General features: G+C 34.3%; 18 protein-coding genes. 6 read left to right on the top strand and 12 right to left on the bottom strand.

Annotated elements, in window-relative coordinates; translation table 11 throughout:
- Positions 1-17 precede the first annotated feature (17 nt).
- The 10 genes from A9C19_RS01785 to degS all read right to left on the bottom strand — a co-directional run bounded on the left by A9C19_RS01785 (position 18) and on the right by degS (position 7,380).
- The gene (locus tag A9C19_RS01785; protein ID WP_072578365.1) at positions 18-509 is read right to left on the bottom strand and encodes a flagellar protein FlgN; all 492 of its coding nucleotides are present in this window, start codon (positions 507-509) and stop codon (positions 18-20) included.
- Between the two features lie 28 nt (positions 510-537).
- Positions 538-801: a flagellar biosynthesis anti-sigma factor FlgM gene (flgM, locus tag A9C19_RS01780; RefSeq protein WP_072578364.1), complete on the bottom strand. Its 264-nt coding sequence runs from the start codon at positions 799-801 to the stop codon at positions 538-540.
- A 73-nt stretch (positions 802-874) separates the two neighbouring features.
- Complete coding sequence (locus A9C19_RS01775; RefSeq protein WP_072578363.1) at positions 875-1,294, bottom strand: TIGR03826 family flagellar region protein; 420 nt, start codon at positions 1,292-1,294, stop codon at positions 875-877.
- Positions 1,295-1,354: 60 nt separating this feature from the next.
- Positions 1,355-1,867, bottom strand: a complete 513-nt coding sequence (locus A9C19_RS01770) for a ComF family protein (RefSeq protein WP_158515043.1) — start codon at positions 1,865-1,867, stop codon at positions 1,355-1,357.
- Positions 1,868-2,021: 154 nt separating this feature from the next.
- Positions 2,022-2,330, bottom strand: a complete 309-nt coding sequence (comFB, locus tag A9C19_RS01765; protein ID WP_072578361.1) for a late competence protein ComFB — start codon at positions 2,328-2,330, stop codon at positions 2,022-2,024.
- Between the two features lie 77 nt (positions 2,331-2,407).
- Complete coding sequence (locus A9C19_RS01760; RefSeq protein ID WP_072578360.1) at positions 2,408-3,901, bottom strand: ATP-dependent helicase ComFA; 1,494 nt, start codon at positions 3,899-3,901, stop codon at positions 2,408-2,410.
- On the bottom strand, positions 3,898-4,110 hold the full coding sequence (locus tag A9C19_RS01755; RefSeq protein WP_072578359.1) for a Myb-like DNA-binding domain-containing protein: 213 nt from the start codon (positions 4,108-4,110) through the stop codon (positions 3,898-3,900). The genes A9C19_RS01760 and A9C19_RS01755 overlap by 4 nt, the downstream gene beginning before the upstream one ends.
- A gap of 157 nt (positions 4,111-4,267) precedes the next feature.
- On the bottom strand, positions 4,268-5,110 hold the full coding sequence (locus A9C19_RS01750; RefSeq protein WP_072578358.1) for a DegV family protein: 843 nt from the start codon (positions 5,108-5,110) through the stop codon (positions 4,268-4,270).
- 328 nt (positions 5,111-5,438) lie between these two features.
- A complete protein-coding gene (gene degU / locus A9C19_RS01745) occupies positions 5,439-6,125 on the bottom strand; it encodes a two-component system response regulator DegU (RefSeq protein ID WP_072578357.1) in 687 nt (228 codons plus the stop codon).
- A 91-nt stretch (positions 6,126-6,216) separates the two neighbouring features.
- Positions 6,217-7,380, bottom strand: coding sequence for a two-component sensor histidine kinase DegS (gene degS / locus A9C19_RS01740; RefSeq protein WP_072578356.1), 1,164 nt, complete (start codon positions 7,378-7,380; stop codon positions 6,217-6,219).
- 141 nt (positions 7,381-7,521) lie between these two features.
- Here degS and A9C19_RS01735 point away from each other — a divergent pair, with 141 nt between their 5' ends.
- Both A9C19_RS01735 and A9C19_RS01730 read left to right on the top strand, forming a co-directional pair.
- Positions 7,522-8,154, top strand: a complete 633-nt coding sequence (locus tag A9C19_RS01735) for a YigZ family protein (protein ID WP_072578355.1) — start codon at positions 7,522-7,524, stop codon at positions 8,152-8,154.
- Between the two features lie 167 nt (positions 8,155-8,321).
- Entirely contained in the window at positions 8,322-9,407 is a 1,086-nt protein-coding gene (locus A9C19_RS01730; RefSeq protein ID WP_072578354.1) for a glycosyltransferase family 4 protein, read from the top strand.
- A gap of 582 nt (positions 9,408-9,989) precedes the next feature.
- On the opposite strand, the gene A9C19_RS01725 is transcribed toward A9C19_RS01730, so the two are convergent.
- Positions 9,990-11,126: a glycosyltransferase family 2 protein gene (locus tag A9C19_RS01725; RefSeq protein ID WP_083584252.1), complete on the bottom strand. Its 1,137-nt coding sequence runs from the start codon at positions 11,124-11,126 to the stop codon at positions 9,990-9,992.
- 92 nt (positions 11,127-11,218) lie between these two features.
- Positions 11,219-12,091 (bottom strand): UTP--glucose-1-phosphate uridylyltransferase GalU, encoded by an 873-nt coding sequence (gene galU, locus A9C19_RS01720; RefSeq protein ID WP_072578353.1) that lies wholly within the window; start codon positions 12,089-12,091, stop codon positions 11,219-11,221.
- Between the two features lie 358 nt (positions 12,092-12,449).
- Between galU and A9C19_RS01715 the strand changes: the two genes are divergently transcribed.
- Genes A9C19_RS01715 through A9C19_RS01700 form a run of 4 tightly spaced genes read left to right on the top strand, consistent with a single transcriptional unit; the run spans position 12,450 to position 17,143 of the window.
- Complete coding sequence (locus A9C19_RS01715; RefSeq protein ID WP_072578352.1) at positions 12,450-13,265, top strand: glycosyltransferase family 2 protein; 816 nt, start codon at positions 12,450-12,452, stop codon at positions 13,263-13,265.
- The gene (locus A9C19_RS01710) at positions 13,262-14,554 is read left to right on the top strand and encodes a phenylacetate--CoA ligase family protein (protein WP_072578351.1); all 1,293 of its coding nucleotides are present in this window, start codon (positions 13,262-13,264) and stop codon (positions 14,552-14,554) included. Before A9C19_RS01715 ends, A9C19_RS01710 begins: the two co-directional genes overlap by 4 nt.
- 22 nt (positions 14,555-14,576) lie before the next feature.
- Entirely contained in the window at positions 14,577-15,974 is a 1,398-nt protein-coding gene (locus A9C19_RS01705) for an O-antigen ligase family protein (RefSeq protein WP_072578350.1), read from the top strand.
- Positions 15,971-17,143 carry a glycosyltransferase family 4 protein gene (locus A9C19_RS01700; RefSeq protein WP_072578349.1) on the top strand — a complete coding sequence of 391 codons (1,173 nt, stop codon included), beginning with the start codon at positions 15,971-15,973 and terminating at the stop codon, positions 17,141-17,143. The genes A9C19_RS01705 and A9C19_RS01700 overlap by 4 nt, the downstream gene beginning before the upstream one ends.
- Positions 17,144-17,226 lie beyond the last annotated feature (83 nt).

Here is a 17,226-nt window from a genome sequence, read left to right as displayed (position 1 = left end):
TCTTTTTCCTCCCTCCGTTATGCTTGTGAATCAAAGATAGATTGTCTATTTTTTAAGTCTCCTGCTTGTGAAACCTTACCGTCCGGACGTTGATAGTTAGAGATCGATTGCTGTGGCATAAGCATGTCTAGCGATAGAGAAACAAATTGAAGTGCCTGATTTGTTAAGTCTCGATTCAATTGATTAACGGCCTTTAGCTTGTCCATTATGCTCGCAAACTCACGTGCAATTTCTTCAAGTTTTTGTTTATTGTCACCTTCTGCCTTATCAATACAAGCAGATAGGCTAACCTCATCTTCAGTTCCAAGAAATTCGACTGTATATTGAATTCGTTCCGCTTCTACTTGTTTGATGGCTTGAACAAACATTTGCTCTTTTTTTAACAGCTCTTTCAGCTTATCGACGTTGTTCTCTTTCAAATAATCAGTTTTTTGAAGGGCTACTTGATAGAGATTTTGATGGAGCTGTAAAAGCTTTTCTAACGTGTGAATTAAATTTTCTGCTACCATAAATAACCCTCCATTAGTGTGTTACCGCTCATTTTTGATAGAATTGAAGTAATCCCTTTGCAATTGCTTTTGGATCAATTGTATACGTACCATTTTCAACCTGTGTTTTAATGGCTTGAACCTTTTCCTGTCTCGCCTTTACAACCTCATTTGTTTGCTGAAGATCAATCGCTTTTGAGGAAATCTCTACTTTATCCTCTTTACCTTGGGAAGGTAACGAAGCTTGAGCATTTTTTTCTGCGTTACGCTTATATGGGTTAATCCCCATTGAACCCATGTTATTTATCTTCATGACATTCCCTCACTTTCTACGATCATTTATATAGGTGATATATCGGATTTGTCGTTCAAATGTTTAGCTATTTTTATTTTTTAGGACTTTGTGAGTAATAAGTAGTTTTTCCTTCCTGTACTCTATTACGCTCACTAATCAATTGTTCCTGCTCTATTTGATCTAATTGCTTGTGAATGTCCTTTTTACAGCTTTCACATAGTCGTTCCTCTCTAATCACTTTCCCGCACTTTTCACATGGATATCCTAGATTAGGAAAATTGGAGAGCTGAATTCTACCTTGACGGATGAATTTTAAGATAAGCTCTTGATCTACTTCTGTAGCTTCAACAACCTCGTGAAGCATAGCCTTACGATTTTCACGTTTACGCAAAAATTGATAAACGATTTCGTACTTTTTTTCTTCTAGTTTATAGCAAGCGTCACAAACGGTTCTAAATTGTGTTTGGACAAATAATGCATTACATTTCGGACAATTCGCTAATTCTCCCATCTTGCATTCTCCTATTCGTTGACTGTTCTATTTGTTATATCGGCAGTTTCAGAGATTTTTTTAGCTACGAATTAACGTTAGGGAAAACACGAGCTTAGCCCCATTTTCATTCAACACTTTTGCCGCATGTCGTAGGGTGGTTCCCGTTGTGTATAAATCATCAACCAAGAGAACCTTCTTATCTCTAATTAACGCTGGATCTTTAATAGAAAACATATTTTCTGCTGCTATTCGTTGTTGTCTTGTTTTTTTGGATTGCTTTTCTAGATGAATTCGCTTGAGGATATCAACTTGTGGGAGTGGAAGACAATTTGCTAATAATTGAGACTGATTAAAGCCTCGATCGTAAAGTCTCTCCATACTAAGAGGGATCGGGACAGCATAATCTAGCTTTTCTTTTTCGTACCTTCTTTGATACATGTCCATAAATTCTTTATGAAAAATAGTGACAAGCTCTGCATCACCTCGAAATTTAAAGGCTGCAAGTACCTCTTTCATAAAATCCGTATACGAATAAATAGAAATGTTTTTATCAAGCTGTTGCTTCCAAACGGGATGATCATTCCATTTCATACAGTCTAAGCAGAGGGTAGTTGTGACTTGAGGTCGAGAGCAGCTAGGACAGGTTGGCCCTGTAATCTTAGATAATGACTCGGTGCACGTATCACAGATAGGCTTCTTTGATGACAAAAGCAAACTTGTCCATGACATCTTATTGGATAAATGGTCATGACAAATTAGGCAATGAATAAGGATCATGCTCCTTTGTTTGTGTTTTACACGTCGGGTGATCTGAAACAAATTTGGCACATTCAGCTAGTCTCACTAAGAGAGAGGTCATTTGTTGCTTATCGAAATATTCCGCTTTCACGTACATCACTTTATCAGGATTTGTAACATATCTAGGCTTAATTCCATTTAAGGTAAGAGCTAGAATATCATCTAAGCATTCGTTACAGGTACAGGTTAAAGAAAGACGATTTTTATATTCATCTAATAAATCATTTATTATACGCTCCATGGCATTCGTTACCATCTCTTCTTCTCCTCATTTTTACAGTTGTTTAAACGCATATTTTATTATGACATAACGCCGTTCATTTGAGAAGATATTTACCTTTTTATGGTAATATAGTCATTATTCATTGCCTCTTCATTCATCTGACAGATATGTCTTTTGGCATCTATCATCGCTTTTGTTTTGCCAAAATGAAAGAACCTTATGACTCCGGTTGGATAGGCTGCACTTCTTCCTACTCTCCCTGAAATTTGGACAAGTGCACTCTCTGTAAAAATTTCTTCTTCACTTCCCAAAATAGCAACGTCGCTATTTGGAATCGTAACACCCCGTTCCAAAATGGTTGAGGTAACAATAATCGGAATTTCTTTATTTCGAAAGGCGGTTACCTTTTGCCTCCTTTCTGGATCTTCAGCATGCACCCCTAGAATTCTTGAATCAAGCTTTTGGCAAATTGTTACGACCTGATCAATTACTTGAATAGAAGGCACAAATAAAAAGGCTTGTTTATCATTTCCTAGTCTTTCCTTAAGCCAGTCGATAACCTTTGCTGGTACTTGATTCTTTGTTAACTGCTTTTTCCAATTACCACACCAGTGAAACTCTGGTACAGGCAGAGGGTGTCCATGGTACCGAGCTGGTATCTTTACAAATGGTCGCCTGTTTAGAGCAACTTCTTTTTTCCACGTTTGTGAAGGTGTAGCCGTTAAGTATATAAGTGAGCTTTGTTTTTTTCGTGATTTTTGAACAGCAAATTGAAGAGATTGATCTGCGGTGTATGGAAAGGCGTCTACTTCGTCAACGATGATAACGTCAAAGGCTTCTTTAAAACGAAGAAGCTGATGTGTTGTGGAAATGACGAGAGTCGCTGGCTTGGCTTTATCATCGCTTCCACCATATAAAGCACTAATACTCGTTTCTGGAAACACTTTTTTTAACCTAGGGGCAAGTTCTAGCACAACGTCGGTTCTCGGTGTAGCAATACACACACGTTTATGATCCTTCAACGCTTGGTAAATCCCTTCGAAAAGAACCTCTGTTTTCCCTGCACCACATACAGCCCATACTAATATTTCTTTGTTTTCTTTTATTGTGCTGACCACTTTTTCGGAGGCCTGCATTTGACCTGGTGACAAGGTTCCTTCCCAGGTAAAGACGGTTTGTGAAGAGGATTTCTCTTCGGGTCCACTCCAGTAATAAAGCGGCGTGCATTCACTAACTCTGCCCATCATTATGCATTTCCGACAGTAGGTGCAGTCCTTCTCTCCACATTTAGCACAGTCAAAGGATGCGAATAGATGTTCATCTTGATTTCCACAACGATGACAGCATTTCGTCTTTTGCTTTTTGGTTATTCCGTAATTGAGTTGAATACAGCCATTTTCGTAGTGAGTATGAATAATATCTACCGGAAAAGGAATTTCAGATAAGAGTAATTCCTTTCCTGATAAAAATGATTGAAGTTGTGGTAAATGATTGAATTGATAATTGGTCGATATGTGAGGTAAGGCTTCAATTCGAGAAAAAGGTAAGCCCTCTTGATGTAGGAATGTTGGAGATAAACATTGATCCTTTAAGATAAATCTCATGATTCACCCCATTGATTTTGAAGGATTTTGCGGTAGCGTTTTTCAACACTAATTGGTGTTCGTTGAAGTTCCTTTGCGATTAAGCGAAATTTCATTCCATTGTTTCTTAATTGCAGTAATTTACGGTCTTCTAAGGTTGTCCAATGACGATATGTACGCTTTGATTCTTCCTTTGTAGTATAGCGAGTGCGGGTGGAAGTAGTGTCCATTTAACTAGAAAACCTCCCCAATAAAAGTTTATTTACTTGCAGTATGAGGGAAGGTTTTCCATCTGTCCATATTCCAATAAAAAGATAGGATAAAAGTAGTGTAACATTCGTACTTTTCCACCATATATCTCCAAAATACGCCAAAGTTCTCCGTGACTTATTTCTTATACCAACCTAGTCCAATAGCCCCTTCACCTAGATGTGTACCGATAACTGGACCAAAATAACTAATCATAAATTCGACATGAGGGTATTTTTGCTCTAAATCTCTTTTTATGCCTTCAACTTCGTCGGGACGATTAGCATGAATAATCACTGCTCGCATCGGAATTTCTTGACTGGCGTCTTCATGAAACAATTCATACACTCGATTAAGAGCTTTTTTCTTAGTGCGAATTTTTTCAAAAGGCACGATTACTTTGTCGACAAAGTGAAGAATTGGTTTTACTTGAAGTAGACTACCAATTAGCGCTTGAGCACCACTTAGACGGCCACCGCGCTGTAGGTTTGTTAAGTCATCCACCATAAAATAAGCACGCATAGATCGCTTCATCTCATTTAACCGCTCCATAATCTTTTCTGGTTCTGCACCGTCTTCTGCTAATTCCGCTGCCTCAAGTGCATAAAACCCCTGAACCATACAGCTGATTTCAGAATCAAATGGGTACACCTTAATCCCCTCTACCATTGTCCCAGCTGTTAGCGCACCATTATATGTACCACTAATCCCACTCGAAAGATGAATGGAAATCACTGCATCATACTCCTTTGACAATGCTTCAAAAAGCTCGACAAATTCCCCAACTGGTGGTTGAGAAGTAGTTGGGAGCTCTTGATGTTGCTTCATTTCAGCAAAAAACTCCTCCGCTGTAATCTCAACCTCCTCTTGGTAAGTCTCACTTCCAAAGATAACACTGAGGGGAATCATATGTATGTTGTATTGTTCGCGTATTTGTTTAGGAATATAGGCTGTACTATCTGTTAAAATAGCCGTTTTCATATTTAGGTACCTTCCTTGTCCAATTAGATTGTCTTAATTATTTTAATGGAATTAAATTTAATTTTCATTAGTTCTATATTATATGCTTTGGTCTTTTTCTATTATGACATAATTTAGAGGGAGTGACTAATGGAGCTGAAGGTTTTTTTAGGTGGTTTTTATCTGGTCGTTTTTTCAATATTGATTTTTACTATGCGTGGATTATGCAGGTATTAGATGGAATAATATCTTCATTTATAAGTAAATGAACATTTAGTCGTTCGGAGTAGATTAAATAATTTAAAAACAAAAAAAACAGCCCCAAAAGAGCTGAATTCTTATCCATCTATTATTTTACTTCAACCCAGCCATTTTTAATGGAAAACACAACAGCTTGAGTTCGGTCGTTTACGTTCATTTTTTGTAAAATGTTACTCACATGGTTTTTAACTGTTTTTTCACTAATGAATAAAGCCTCACCGATCCCACGGTTGCTTTTTCCATCTGCTAGCATTTGTAGAACCTCGCATTCACGACGAGTTAAAATATGTAATGGGCGACGAATTTCTGGCTGTAGTGGTTGCGTAGGGGTAGCTTGTCCACTTGACGTTGCCAATCTTCTAAACTCATTCACAAGGTTATGTGTGACCTTCGGATGTAAATAAGAGCCTCCGTCTGCGACAACCTTTACTGCTTCAATTAGTGTGTCAGCATCCATTTCTTTTAACAAGTAGCCTCTAGCACCTGTTTTCAACGCATGTGTAACATAGTTTTCATCATCATGGATGGACAAAATAATGACCTTTGTATCCTCATTAGCTTCTATTAACTGCTTTGTTGCTTCTACGCCATTCATGTTTGGCATATTAATATCCATAATCACAACATCAGGCTTATGTGATTCAACTATTTCTAATGCATCTTCACCATCATCACCTTCCGCAACAACCTCGAAGCTTGGCTCAAAGTCTAAGATGCGTTTTACACCTTCACGGAACAATTGATGGTCATCAATAATTACGATTTTTGTTTTCATACGTATGCCTCCCCACAATCCTATTCTAGTCTATTGGCTAGCTAGTCCGTCAATATGTCTTTAGACCAAATTAAATGGTTTGTTTTCTCAATTATTGCTGATTAGGCACCTGAAACATGATAAAAATCCCTAATCCCTCTTTAGAATCTATTGTTATTTTCCCATCTAGAAGATCTATTCGTTCTTTCATACCAATGAGTCCAAAAGATTTCTTATCCTTATTACCCACTTTTTTCTTAATGTTAAACCCTTTTCCATTATCTTTCACAACTAATGTGATCATTTCTTTTGTAATTTCGACCTTTACGTTAATTTCCGTTGCTTCCGCATGCTTCAAGGCATTTGTAACTGCCTCCTGCGCTAAGCGAAAAAGCGCGACTTCAAATCGTGAAGGCAATCTGGTTTCTACCGTATCTCCCATACTTTGAAAATGAATTTTCGTATTTCCATTATATTCTTCGATTGTATTCATATATTTTCTGAGGGTAGGGATCAGACCTAAGTCATCTAATGCCATTGGTCTTAAGTCATAAATAATTCTTCGAACCTCGTATAATGCATTTCGTACATTTTTCTTCAAATTACGAATTTCCTTAAAACCTTCTTCAGCCCCTCGTTCCTTAAATATCCGTTCAACTAGCTCTGAGCGCATCATCACATTGGCAAGCATCTGTGCAGGACCATCGTGAATTTCACGTGATACACGCTTTCGCTCCTCTTCTTGTGCCTCTATAATCCGCAAACCAAAATCCTGTTTCTTCTGTGCATCCTCTAAAAGTATTCCAACCTGTCGTAAATCTCTATTTAAATAATTAAGCACAACCGTAATTTGGCTAACGAGTGCCTCTGAACGAGAGATGATTTCTTGCAGCCCTAATAACCTACGCTCTAATTCATCTCGACGGTCACGTAATTGCTTTTCGTGCTGCTGTAGCATCGAATGTTCGGTTTGAAGCTTATGTGCTTTCTCATAAGCATCTCGAATTTCATCCTCAGAGAATTCTCTAAAATGCTTACTAACCTGCGACAGACGGTTTCGAGCAAATCGTGCATGTGCCTCAAGCTTGTCTCCATCCTCAATAACCTTGCCAACTTGAAACTTAATTTCCTTTAACTCTTCAACAAGTGATTCATACTGTTGACGTGATTGCTCACCAATTTGAAAAATCTCGTCCTTACTACCATCCACCGTATTTATCATTTTATCTAAAACTTCATCAAGTATTTTGCTATCCATTTTTTTATTGGAGTTCATTTAAAACCCTCCGTAATCATCACATTTATGGTTTTGTAATTAGTTTGTCACATTATTAACGATTGAAGTAAAAAAAATGTCGTTTTATAATAAAGGAATGTACTATTCTAAATCTGCTTGCTTGTCAGGAGGTGTGCAAGCATGCTTTCACATTATTATACCGTAAAAGGCTATGGAGAGCATGAAATTATTATCCAAAAATCACGGTTTATCTGTTACACAGAACGCGTGACTACAGAGGAAGAAGCCATTTCCTTTATTCAACAAATAAAAAAGAAGCATCACAATGCCAATCATAATTGTTCAGCCTACTTAATTGGTGAGAATGACCAGATCCAAAAGGCCAACGATGACGGCGAACCAACAGGTACAGCTGGTGTCCCCATGCTAGAGGTCTTAAAAAAGAAAGGCCTAAAAGACACGGTCGTCGTTGTGACTCGCTATTTCGGTGGGATTAAGCTCGGGGGCGGTGGACTTATCCGCGCATACGGAAAGTCTGTTTCAGAAGGCTTACAGGCTGCAGGGATCGTTGAAAGAAGGTTAATGCGTGTGATTAAAATTAAAGTTGATTACACTCTATTAGGTAAATTGGAAAATGAGTTAAGAAATACATCCACATTAATTAAAAATATCCATTATGCAGAGGATGTAATAGTGGAATGCTATATACCAATTGATGATGAGAGTGAATTTCATGATTGGATAGTGGACTTAACAAATAGTAGAAGTAATATTTATAGAGGTTTGGATATCTATATCGAAGAGGAAAAGTAAAAAAAATATTTACCTAAAGATTGTATTGGGTATATGAAATATGCACATAATTAAAAATTTCATCTATTTTACAAATGAACACCAAAACTTTCAATTGATATTTACTTAAAATCTGTTATGCTAACATAGGTAGCCTAAAAAGAACCTTTATATTAAGAGGTGAACGAATGGACACACTAGTAAATTATATTATCGCTTTTTGTATATCACTCATTGTAACACTAATAACCACACCAATTGTTAAACATATTGCTGTAAAATATGGATTTGTAGATAAACCAGACCATAGGAAAGTTCATCAATCATTAATGCCAAGACTAGGCGGATTAGCTATAGTATTTGGTGTAATTGCTGGTTTCATTTACTTAAAGCCACAAATTCCCAACATTGTTCCTGCTAGTATTGGGGCTCTCATAATTTTAGCAATAGGTATCTTGGATGATAAATACACGTTATCTGCTAAGGTGAAATTTATTGGGCAAATCCTTGCAGCAAGTATTGTTGTGTTTTCCGGCATTGATATAGACTTCATTACATTTCCATTTGGAGATAGAATTGAACTAGGTACTCTCGGTGTAATCTTATCAATTTTATGGATTGTTGGTGTAACAAATGCAATTAACTTAATTGATGGATTAGATGGGCTTGCTGGAGGAGTTTCAGCTATAGCTATTGGTTCAATACTTGCAATGTCTGTTCTAAATAATCAATTTGTTATTGTCCCATTATGTATTATATTAATTGGAAGTATTATCGGATTCTTATATTTTAATTTCCATCCAGCTAAAATATTTATGGGTGACACAGGAGCCTTATTCTTAGGTTACTCCATAGCAGTTATCTCAATGATGGGACTATTTAAGAGTGTAACCCTATTTAGTTTAATTATTCCAATTATTATTCTAGGTATTCCAATATTTGATACATTTTTCGCTATTGTTCGACGTGTACTTAACAAACAAAGAATATCAGCACCTGATAAATCCCATTTACATCATTGTTTAATTGCAATGGGATTTAGCCATAGAAAAACTGTACTGATTATATATGGAATCGGAATTCTATTTGGGTTTTCAGCGATTATTTTCTCAACATCTACATTATGGGTTTCATTAATAATAATCGGAGTCCTTATTATAGTTATTCAATTAACAGCAGAAATCATCGGTTTAATAGGGAAAAGAAAGCCACTTATTAATATGATTAAAAGAATGTCACCCAATACTACAACTACTCGAATGCGAGAAAAATAAACTAAACAAAAAACAGTAGCTCATCATGGGCTACTGTTTTTTATTTAAGTAATTATTACAGCTACATACTACCTATTAATAAGGACCACCATAAACTTCTTATACATTATATAAATACGCTAGGCACCTACTACTTATAGGCGACCAGCAAAAGAAATGCTGCCTGATTTATTTAACCTACTCTCTTTTCGTTAACTCTCTTGCATTGCTTTAAGGATTAGGAAAAAGCTCCTCTATGAAGTTTAGTGGCATTTTTTCTTCTTAGACTTGTACCTTTAATGGAATAGATTGTTACAATCTGTTACCTATTCCTTATACTTTTAACACCAATCTCCCATAGAAGCATTCGCTTTCAACAGGTGTCTAGGAACTTCATCAACTTATTAGCCTGTGGAACCTCACCATTCTCACAACTTATGCTGGAGATACGTACCTTTCGCACAAATCAACTAATATTGTTTTAGCTAAGAATTATACTTTAGAAATGGCATTTAAAAAGACTAAAACAAACCTTTAAAAAAGTCTGTTTTAGTCTTTTTAATAAGTAACGAATTAAATTTATCACTTACGTCAATATAAAAGTCACCTTGAAGTAGGTTTCCATGTCGCTTGACGTTTACCAGACATCGCACGAACTGTACCAAGTAAGGCAGCATAGTTCACTAGACAAAAGTAATAGGGGATATACGTCAATTTGGTTTTCCATTTAATACCCATAAGTGCTAGTACATAAAAGGCACATTGTAAAATAAAGATAACCATATAAGGACTTTTATCTAACAAGAAAAGGTTAATTAAAAAAATTGCAATCATATAATAAGCAACAAGCCATCTAAGAAACTTATGCGACATATATTTATAAAAGAAGTCAAAATTTCTAAAAGGATTTAACACGTATGCATAGTGCATAATTCCTGTAAAGCTTCTTGTAACGATTCTTACTTTACGATTAAACTCTTCTTTAGACTCAGTAGACGTTTCTTCCCTTGCAATAGCATTAGGCTCGTAAATAAAACGTTTTCCCTGAGAAATGATAATTAATGGGTTTTGCATATCATCTCCTACATTGGGATTCATAGGCTTAAATAGTTCTTTTCTCAAAGCATATATTGAGCCATTTGCGACAATTGATGTTCCGGTTATTGTTTCAAGTTGTTTTAAAAGTTTTTCATATTTCCAGTAAGCTCCTTCTGATTCTCCTATAGAAGAGTTAGTCGAATTTAGTAATCTAAGCTCTCCACAAACTCCTCCAATTGATGGGTCATTAAAGTGCTTAACAAGTGCCATTAATGCATCTTCATCATACATTGAGTTTGCATCTGAAAAAACTAAAACATCCCCCTTAGCCAAATGGACAGATTTGTTCAATGCGGCTGTTTTACCTTTTCTTCCTTTTACTATATTAAGATGAACATTAGCATATTTCTCTGAGAAACTTTGTGTAATTTGATTCGTTTTATCTGTAGAATCATCCGAAACAACTATTATTTCTAGAAGATCTTCTGGGTAGTCCAGTTGCAATGCATTTTCAATTTTTTCTTTAATTACTTTTTCCTCGTTGTAGGCTGCTATAAAGAGGGACACTGTTGGTCTATAGTCTTGACTACTTTGATTTTCTTTCTTAATAAAAATGGATAAAAACTTCAACAAAATTGGATATCCGACATAAATATAAACTGATAGCCCTATTAAGATCCAGAGCACTATTTCCATCCACATAAACAATTACGTCCTTTCAATGTAAATATAACACTTTAAAACCTTGTCATAAGACAAGGTTCTTTAAGGTGTTTTTTTATTTCACCTGGTTATCAATCGCCAATAATTTCCTTCAACCATTTACGAAGAGGACCCTTTAAGTCATCTCTTTGTAAAGCAAATTCTACTGTAGCCTGTACAAATCCGTATTTATCTCCAATATCATATCTTCTACCAGAGAAATTATATCCAAAGATATCTTGTACCTCATTTAACTTTTTAAGCGCATCTGTAAGTTGAATTTCATTCCCCGCGCCAGGTTCTATATGCTCTAGAATATCTAATATTTCTGGAGTAAGAACGTACCTACCCATAATCGCCATATTTGAAGGAGCAACTTGTGGATCAGGTTTTTCAACAAGATCCTTCACCTTCAGTATGCTATTTTCACTATTCGTTTCGGCAATGTCTATAACCCCATACTTTGATGTTTCTTCCCTAGAAACTTCTTGCACACCAACAATAGAAGAGCCCTTTTCCTCAAAAGCATTGATTAGTTGTTTTAAACACGGTGGATCAGACACAACAATATCGTCACCAAGCATCACAGCAAAAGGGTCATTACCAATGAATTTTCTAGCGCACCAAATTGCATGTCCTAAACCTTTTGGCTCCTTTTGTCTAATATAGTGGATATCAACCATATCAGATATTTTTCTTATTTCTTCTAATTGCGTATATTTTCCTTTTCTCTCAAGGCTCTCTTCCAATTCAAACGTCTTATCAAAATGGTCTTCTATTGCTCGTTTCCCTCTACCAGTTACTATTAAAATATCCTCAATGCCAGATGCTACAGCTTCTTCAATAATATATTGAATTGTTGGTGTGTCAACAATTGGCAACATTTCTTTTGGCTGAGCTTTTGTCGCAGGTAAAAACCTTGTACCTAACCCAGCAGCTGGAATAATAGCCTTTTTTACATTCATCTATTACACACTCCTAATTTTTATCACAGTTTCTATTAGAGACACTAACATGAAGGTCTTGGATATCAAAGGATTAATTATATATATAAAATGATCAATAAAATCACATATATTATAACATAGTCCACTAGTTATGACTGCATTCACAAATAATAACATGATTAGATAGAAAATTACATAAGTTTTACCAAATGTCATTTACATGTAATGTGGATTAAATATTTTTGAAACCTCTCGTTTAGATATATAATTGTTTAATCCAAAATTAGGGGATTATATGTTATAATACAATTTGTTTTGTATTTTCGACAATATTTTTTGACAAATACTTATTCCCTCAGCTGCTAGGAGGCCCGTTATGATTAGTATTATAATACCGACATTGGGAAATAGAGAAAAAGAATTAACAAGGTTATTTTCAAGTTTAGATAAACAGTCATACAAGAAATTTCAAATTATTGTTGTTTCACAAGATAATCATCTAAAAGTAGAAGAAATACTTCAAGAATATAAGTTTGAATTTGAACATGTTCAAATTCAAAAGAGGGGATTATCTCATGCTAGAAATGTTGGTTTAGAATATGTTAAAGGAAACATTGTTACTTTTTCTGATGATGATTGCTGGTACCTACCAGATAGTTTAGAAACTGTTCAAAGGAATATTAGTGAAAAAAAATCAGAAATATTATGTTTCCAGATGTACGATCCTGATAAAGAAATGTTTCTTAGAAATTATCCATCGGAACCTCAAAATAAAGTTACAAAACGTAACCTATTAACTAAATCTTCTATTGAGATTTTCATTAACCTATTGAAAGTTAATAAAAGTGATCTCAGATTTGATACAAATTTTGGTCTAGGTGCAAAGTACCCATCAGGAGAAGAAAACATCTTCCTTACAGATTTGTCTAAGTTAGGTTATACAATCTCTTATGAACCAATAACAATTGTTTATCATGAAAAAAAAGCAACTAGTACGCGATTAAACGATATAACATTTATTGGAAAAGGACCCATGTTTAGAAGGATGTATAATTTACCTGTAGGACTTGCTATGACTTTTCTTTTCTTTATAAGAAAGCAAAACTTACTTGATGAAAACAAAAAATTACAGCTTCTTTTTAAATCACTAAGAGAAACAATTAAATATAAAAATAAGGAGAACCGTTCATGATTTCAAAATTTGTTTACTTATTAGGTACTCAAATTCGCAATAAGGAGATATTTAATAAATATAAATTCTTAAAAAGTAGCGAATCTTGGGAAATAGATGATTTAAAAAGCCATCAGTATAAGAAAGCAAAGGAATTAATTACTTGGGCTTATGAGCATTCCACATTCTATCGTGAGCTTTTCAATGAACATAACGTAACTCCAGAGGACTTAAAATCACTGGAAGATATTAAATTGTTTCCTACCATTACTAAACAACACTTAGTTAGTAATAATGACGAAATACTTATTAAGAATGAGTTTAATAAGCTTTTCTTTTCCGAAACTTCCGGTAGTTCTGGACAAGTTTTAACATTCTATCGTAACAAAGAATGGGATGCAGCTCATCGTGCTGCAATGTTTAGAGGATATTCCTGGTATGGTGTTATGCCATGGGATAGAAATGGTTATTTCTGGGGCTATAATATAGACAGAAAAAAACAAAAAAAAGTGAAATTTTTAGACTTTTTACAAAACCGCTTTCGAATCTTTTCTTTTAAGGAAGAAGATGTAAGGGAATTTGCAAAAAAGCTTGAGAAGGCAGATTATGTTGAAGGCTATTCAACCATGATATATGAGGTAGCCAAACTAATTAATAAGAAGAAACTGAATAATAACTTTAACCTAAAAATGGTAAAAGGTACTTCTGAAAAGATTTATGATAAATATCAGGAGGAAGCAAAACGTGCTTTCGGCCAGAAGATTATTAGTGAATATGGTGCTGCAGAAGCAGGTATTATTGCGTTTGAATGTCCACATGGTCATATGCACATCACTATGGAGAATATGATCGTAGAAGAAATAGATGGAGAAGCCGTAATTACTAATCTAGAGTCAAAATCCTTCCCTATTATTCGTTATAGAATAGGTGATTATATTTCAATTGATACAAGTACTCAATGTTCATGTGGTATGAAGCATCCTATTATTAAAGATATTCTTGGAAGAACTGGTAAATCTATATACGGTCACAAGGATTCATACCCAAGCTTCGTTCTTTATTATATGTTTAAAAACATCGCTCTAGAACATGATATTAATTTAACCTATCAAGCCATTCAACAAGTAAAAGGTCAGTTAAATATTAATGTTGAAGAAAAAATTTCAGATTATGAAAGAAACCTAATAGAAAAAGAAGCGAATAAGTATTTTGGAGACGATATGGACTATAGTATTCAGGATCAGATGGTCAGAGTGAATTACAAACAAAAAGTACGTGACTTTATCTCAGAAGTACAAGATGAGGAATAAGTTTTAAAGAAAGGAATTTTTTATGCCTAACAGATTAATAAACAAACGTTATCAAATCCCTCTATTTATCTTTATACTTGGTCTACTTATGCTAAAACCTGCTCCAGGTGTTCTTTTCGGAGCCATATCTGTAAAACTAATACCACTTATTATTCTATTTATTAGTTTTATTATTCTTACAATGTTTGTTAAAGTAAATATAAAATCCCTTCTCACTACTGTGTGGAAATCAGACTATATATTTCTTTTCTTATTACTCAGTATCCTATCTCTAATTATATCAACTATATCTGGAATTATCCAAAAACCAGAATATACATCAATTGCAGATTTAATTGAGTTATATAGATACGGTTTTTATATTAGCTTTTATTTAATTGCAAAAAATGTAAAGATAGAGAATATAAGTAGCTTTATAAAGCCATTCTTTATATTTATTGTGATCATTGAGTTATTTGGGGTTTTACAATTTTTTAATATTTTTAATATTAACTACCATATTGGCTTGTTATATACATCAAGTGAAAGTTTAATGAAAATGATTGTTAACCAGCATAGAATTACCAGTACTTTTCAAAACCCTAACATGTACGGGTCATTTCTCATCATCGCTGTAGCTTTTATATTGAGCTATATTACTTTTATGGTGAAGAGAAATAAAATATGGTCTTATGCATTATTAACTCTCTCCTTATTGAGTGTGTTTTTCACCACTTCAAGAACTGCTGTTATTTGTACTCTTGGAGTGATTGTATATTGGATATTATTGCAGATAATTACAAGACAAGTAAGAATATTAACTGTAATAACAAATGGTTTCCTTACTATAGCAATATTTGCTGCATTAGCCTTATTTCTAATCCCACAAATACCTTATTTAGATTATGCAGCTGATCAGATGATTACTAACTTTGAGACTGATGAAGAGCCTGATGTTGAAGAAAACAATACAGGAAATGAAGAAGAGGACATAACAAAAGAGACAAAGAATAGTAACACAGATAAGATAAAAAAATCTGTTGAATCAGTTAGCTCATTTAAAAGTAGATATTATTATTGGGAACAAAATTTAACCATTTTTAAAGAATCACCAGTATTTGGATTAGGTCCTATGAAGGATGGCTTTGTAAGATTTGCAGATAATTCATATCTCTATACTTTAGCAAGATATGGTATTGTGGGCCTTCTTATTATGGCTGGCCTTTACCTTTATCTTTTCGTGAGAACCTTCTCTCAAATTTCACGTGAAAACACAGGGAAAAAAGTATTGGGTATGACATTAAACTTAACGCTAGTTGGCTATGCTGTCATGGGAATGGTGGCAGAAGTATGGTATAATTTACAATCTATTACCATCCTATTTGTTATCATTGGTTTACTATACAACGCTAATTTAAAAGGTGAGGAAAAACAAACATGAAGATTCTATACCTATCATGGTTTCATTCCGGGGAAGGTTCGCAAGTGCATGCAAATGAATTTATGCATGCGATGCGAGAAATAGGTAATGAAATCATCCCAATAGAATTATCTCTAAGAAATCAGAATTACTTAGAAAATATTAAATTACAAAAAAGCTTAGTACAGGCTAAATCAAGCTATCCTAAGTTGGTACTAAAAGAAATTAAGTCCTTGTTATTAAATATCCCTAGAATTTTACGTTTATTAAAATTATATAAAAAACACAAACCGGATAGTATTATAAACAGATACTCTATATATGATATTTCTGCCATAATTGTTGGGAAAATATTAAAGATACCTGTTGTATATGAAGTAAATGGTTCAGTCATTTATGAACGTGATATTGAAGGCAGATACTATTTAAAGCTTGCCAGATGGTTTGAAAAATTCATCTTTAAACATGCTAATGTTGTAACTGTTGTTTCCAATGAATTATTAAATTATTTCAAAGAGAACGAGTACGATACAACAAAATCGATTGTCATTCCAAATGGAGTAGACATTGATAAGTTTACATTAAATGCCTCTGCTCCTGAGCAATTAAAGCAAATCAATGAGAAATGGGCTAATAAGACAGTACTTGGATTTTTAGGAAGCCTTAAGTCTTGGCATGGTGTAGAAAGAATAATTGACCTAATACCAAGCTTAATTAAAGAAAATCCTAATATCCGATTCTTAATCATTGGTGATGGAAATGAGCGTGAACGTTTAGAGGAGAAAATAAAAAATTACGAGATTGAGGATTATGTATTCATTACAGGCTTCCTTAATTATCAAGATGTTCCAGGAGCAATAAATCTATTTGACATCGCTCTTGCTCCTTACAATAACATTGATTTCTTTTATTTTTCACCTCTAAAAGTATTCGAATATATGGCAATGGCTAAACCAGTTATTGCTCCTAGACTTGGACAATGTCAGGATCTGATCCAAGATTCTCATAATGGATTTCTACTAGATGAAAATACGAACGAAGATTTAAAACAAAAGATTTTATTGTTAGCAAAAGATGAGAGTCTAATTCAACAGATGGGTGCAAATGCTCGAGAATTTATTAAGAATCATTATACTTGGACTGTAAACGCAGAAAAGATAGATCATTCAATTAAAAACTCGAAAAAATAATTATAGCTATATAGAATTGCTTAGTAGCTTATCCTATATATCACTCCAGAATACAAAGAAAAGCCCGACTATTTCATAACTCT

The organism is Bacillus weihaiensis (assembly GCF_001889165.1).
Lineage (GTDB): Bacteria > Bacillota > Bacilli > Bacillales > Bacillaceae > Metabacillus > Metabacillus weihaiensis.
Note: the sequence above shows the minus strand (reverse complement) of the source record. Positions and strands in the feature narration are given on the sequence as shown.

Bases quoted from the DNA above. Each gene is read 5' to 3' on its own strand.
- A9C19_RS01785 (WP_072578365.1), bottom strand. From the start codon at position 509: ATGGTAGCAGAAAATTTAATTCACACGTTAGAAAAGCTTTTACAGCTC.
- flgM (WP_072578364.1), bottom strand. From the start codon at position 801: ATGAAGATAAATAACATGGGTTCAATGGGGATTAACCCATATAAGCGT.
- A9C19_RS01775 (WP_072578363.1), bottom strand. From the start codon at position 1,294: ATGGGAGAATTAGCGAATTGTCCGAAATGTAATGCATTATTTGTCCAA.
- A9C19_RS01770 (WP_158515043.1), bottom strand. From the start codon at position 1,867: ATGAAATGGAATGATCATCCCGTTTGGAAGCAACAGCTTGATAAAAAC.
- comFB (WP_072578361.1), bottom strand. From the start codon at position 2,330: ATGGTAACGAATGCCATGGAGCGTATAATAAATGATTTATTAGATGAA.
- A9C19_RS01760 (WP_072578360.1), bottom strand. From the start codon at position 3,901: ATGAGATTTATCTTAAAGGATCAATGTTTATCTCCAACATTCCTACAT.
- A9C19_RS01755 (WP_072578359.1), bottom strand. From the start codon at position 4,110: ATGGACACTACTTCCACCCGCACTCGCTATACTACAAAGGAAGAATCA.
- A9C19_RS01750 (WP_072578358.1), bottom strand. From the start codon at position 5,110: ATGAAAACGGCTATTTTAACAGATAGTACAGCCTATATTCCTAAACAA.
- degU (WP_072578357.1), bottom strand. From the start codon at position 6,125: ATGAAAACAAAAATCGTAATTATTGATGACCATCAATTGTTCCGTGAA.
- degS (WP_072578356.1), bottom strand. From the start codon at position 7,380: ATGAACTCCAATAAAAAAATGGATAGCAAAATACTTGATGAAGTTTTA.
- A9C19_RS01735 (WP_072578355.1), top strand. From the start codon at position 7,522: ATGCTTTCACATTATTATACCGTAAAAGGCTATGGAGAGCATGAAATT.
- A9C19_RS01730 (WP_072578354.1), top strand. From the start codon at position 8,322: ATGGACACACTAGTAAATTATATTATCGCTTTTTGTATATCACTCATT.
- A9C19_RS01725 (WP_083584252.1), bottom strand. From the start codon at position 11,126: ATGTGGATGGAAATAGTGCTCTGGATCTTAATAGGGCTATCAGTTTAT.
- galU (WP_072578353.1), bottom strand. From the start codon at position 12,091: ATGAATGTAAAAAAGGCTATTATTCCAGCTGCTGGGTTAGGTACAAGG.
- A9C19_RS01715 (WP_072578352.1), top strand. From the start codon at position 12,450: ATGATTAGTATTATAATACCGACATTGGGAAATAGAGAAAAAGAATTA.
- A9C19_RS01710 (WP_072578351.1), top strand. From the start codon at position 13,262: ATGATTTCAAAATTTGTTTACTTATTAGGTACTCAAATTCGCAATAAG.
- A9C19_RS01705 (WP_072578350.1), top strand. From the start codon at position 14,577: ATGCCTAACAGATTAATAAACAAACGTTATCAAATCCCTCTATTTATC.
- A9C19_RS01700 (WP_072578349.1), top strand. From the start codon at position 15,971: ATGAAGATTCTATACCTATCATGGTTTCATTCCGGGGAAGGTTCGCAA.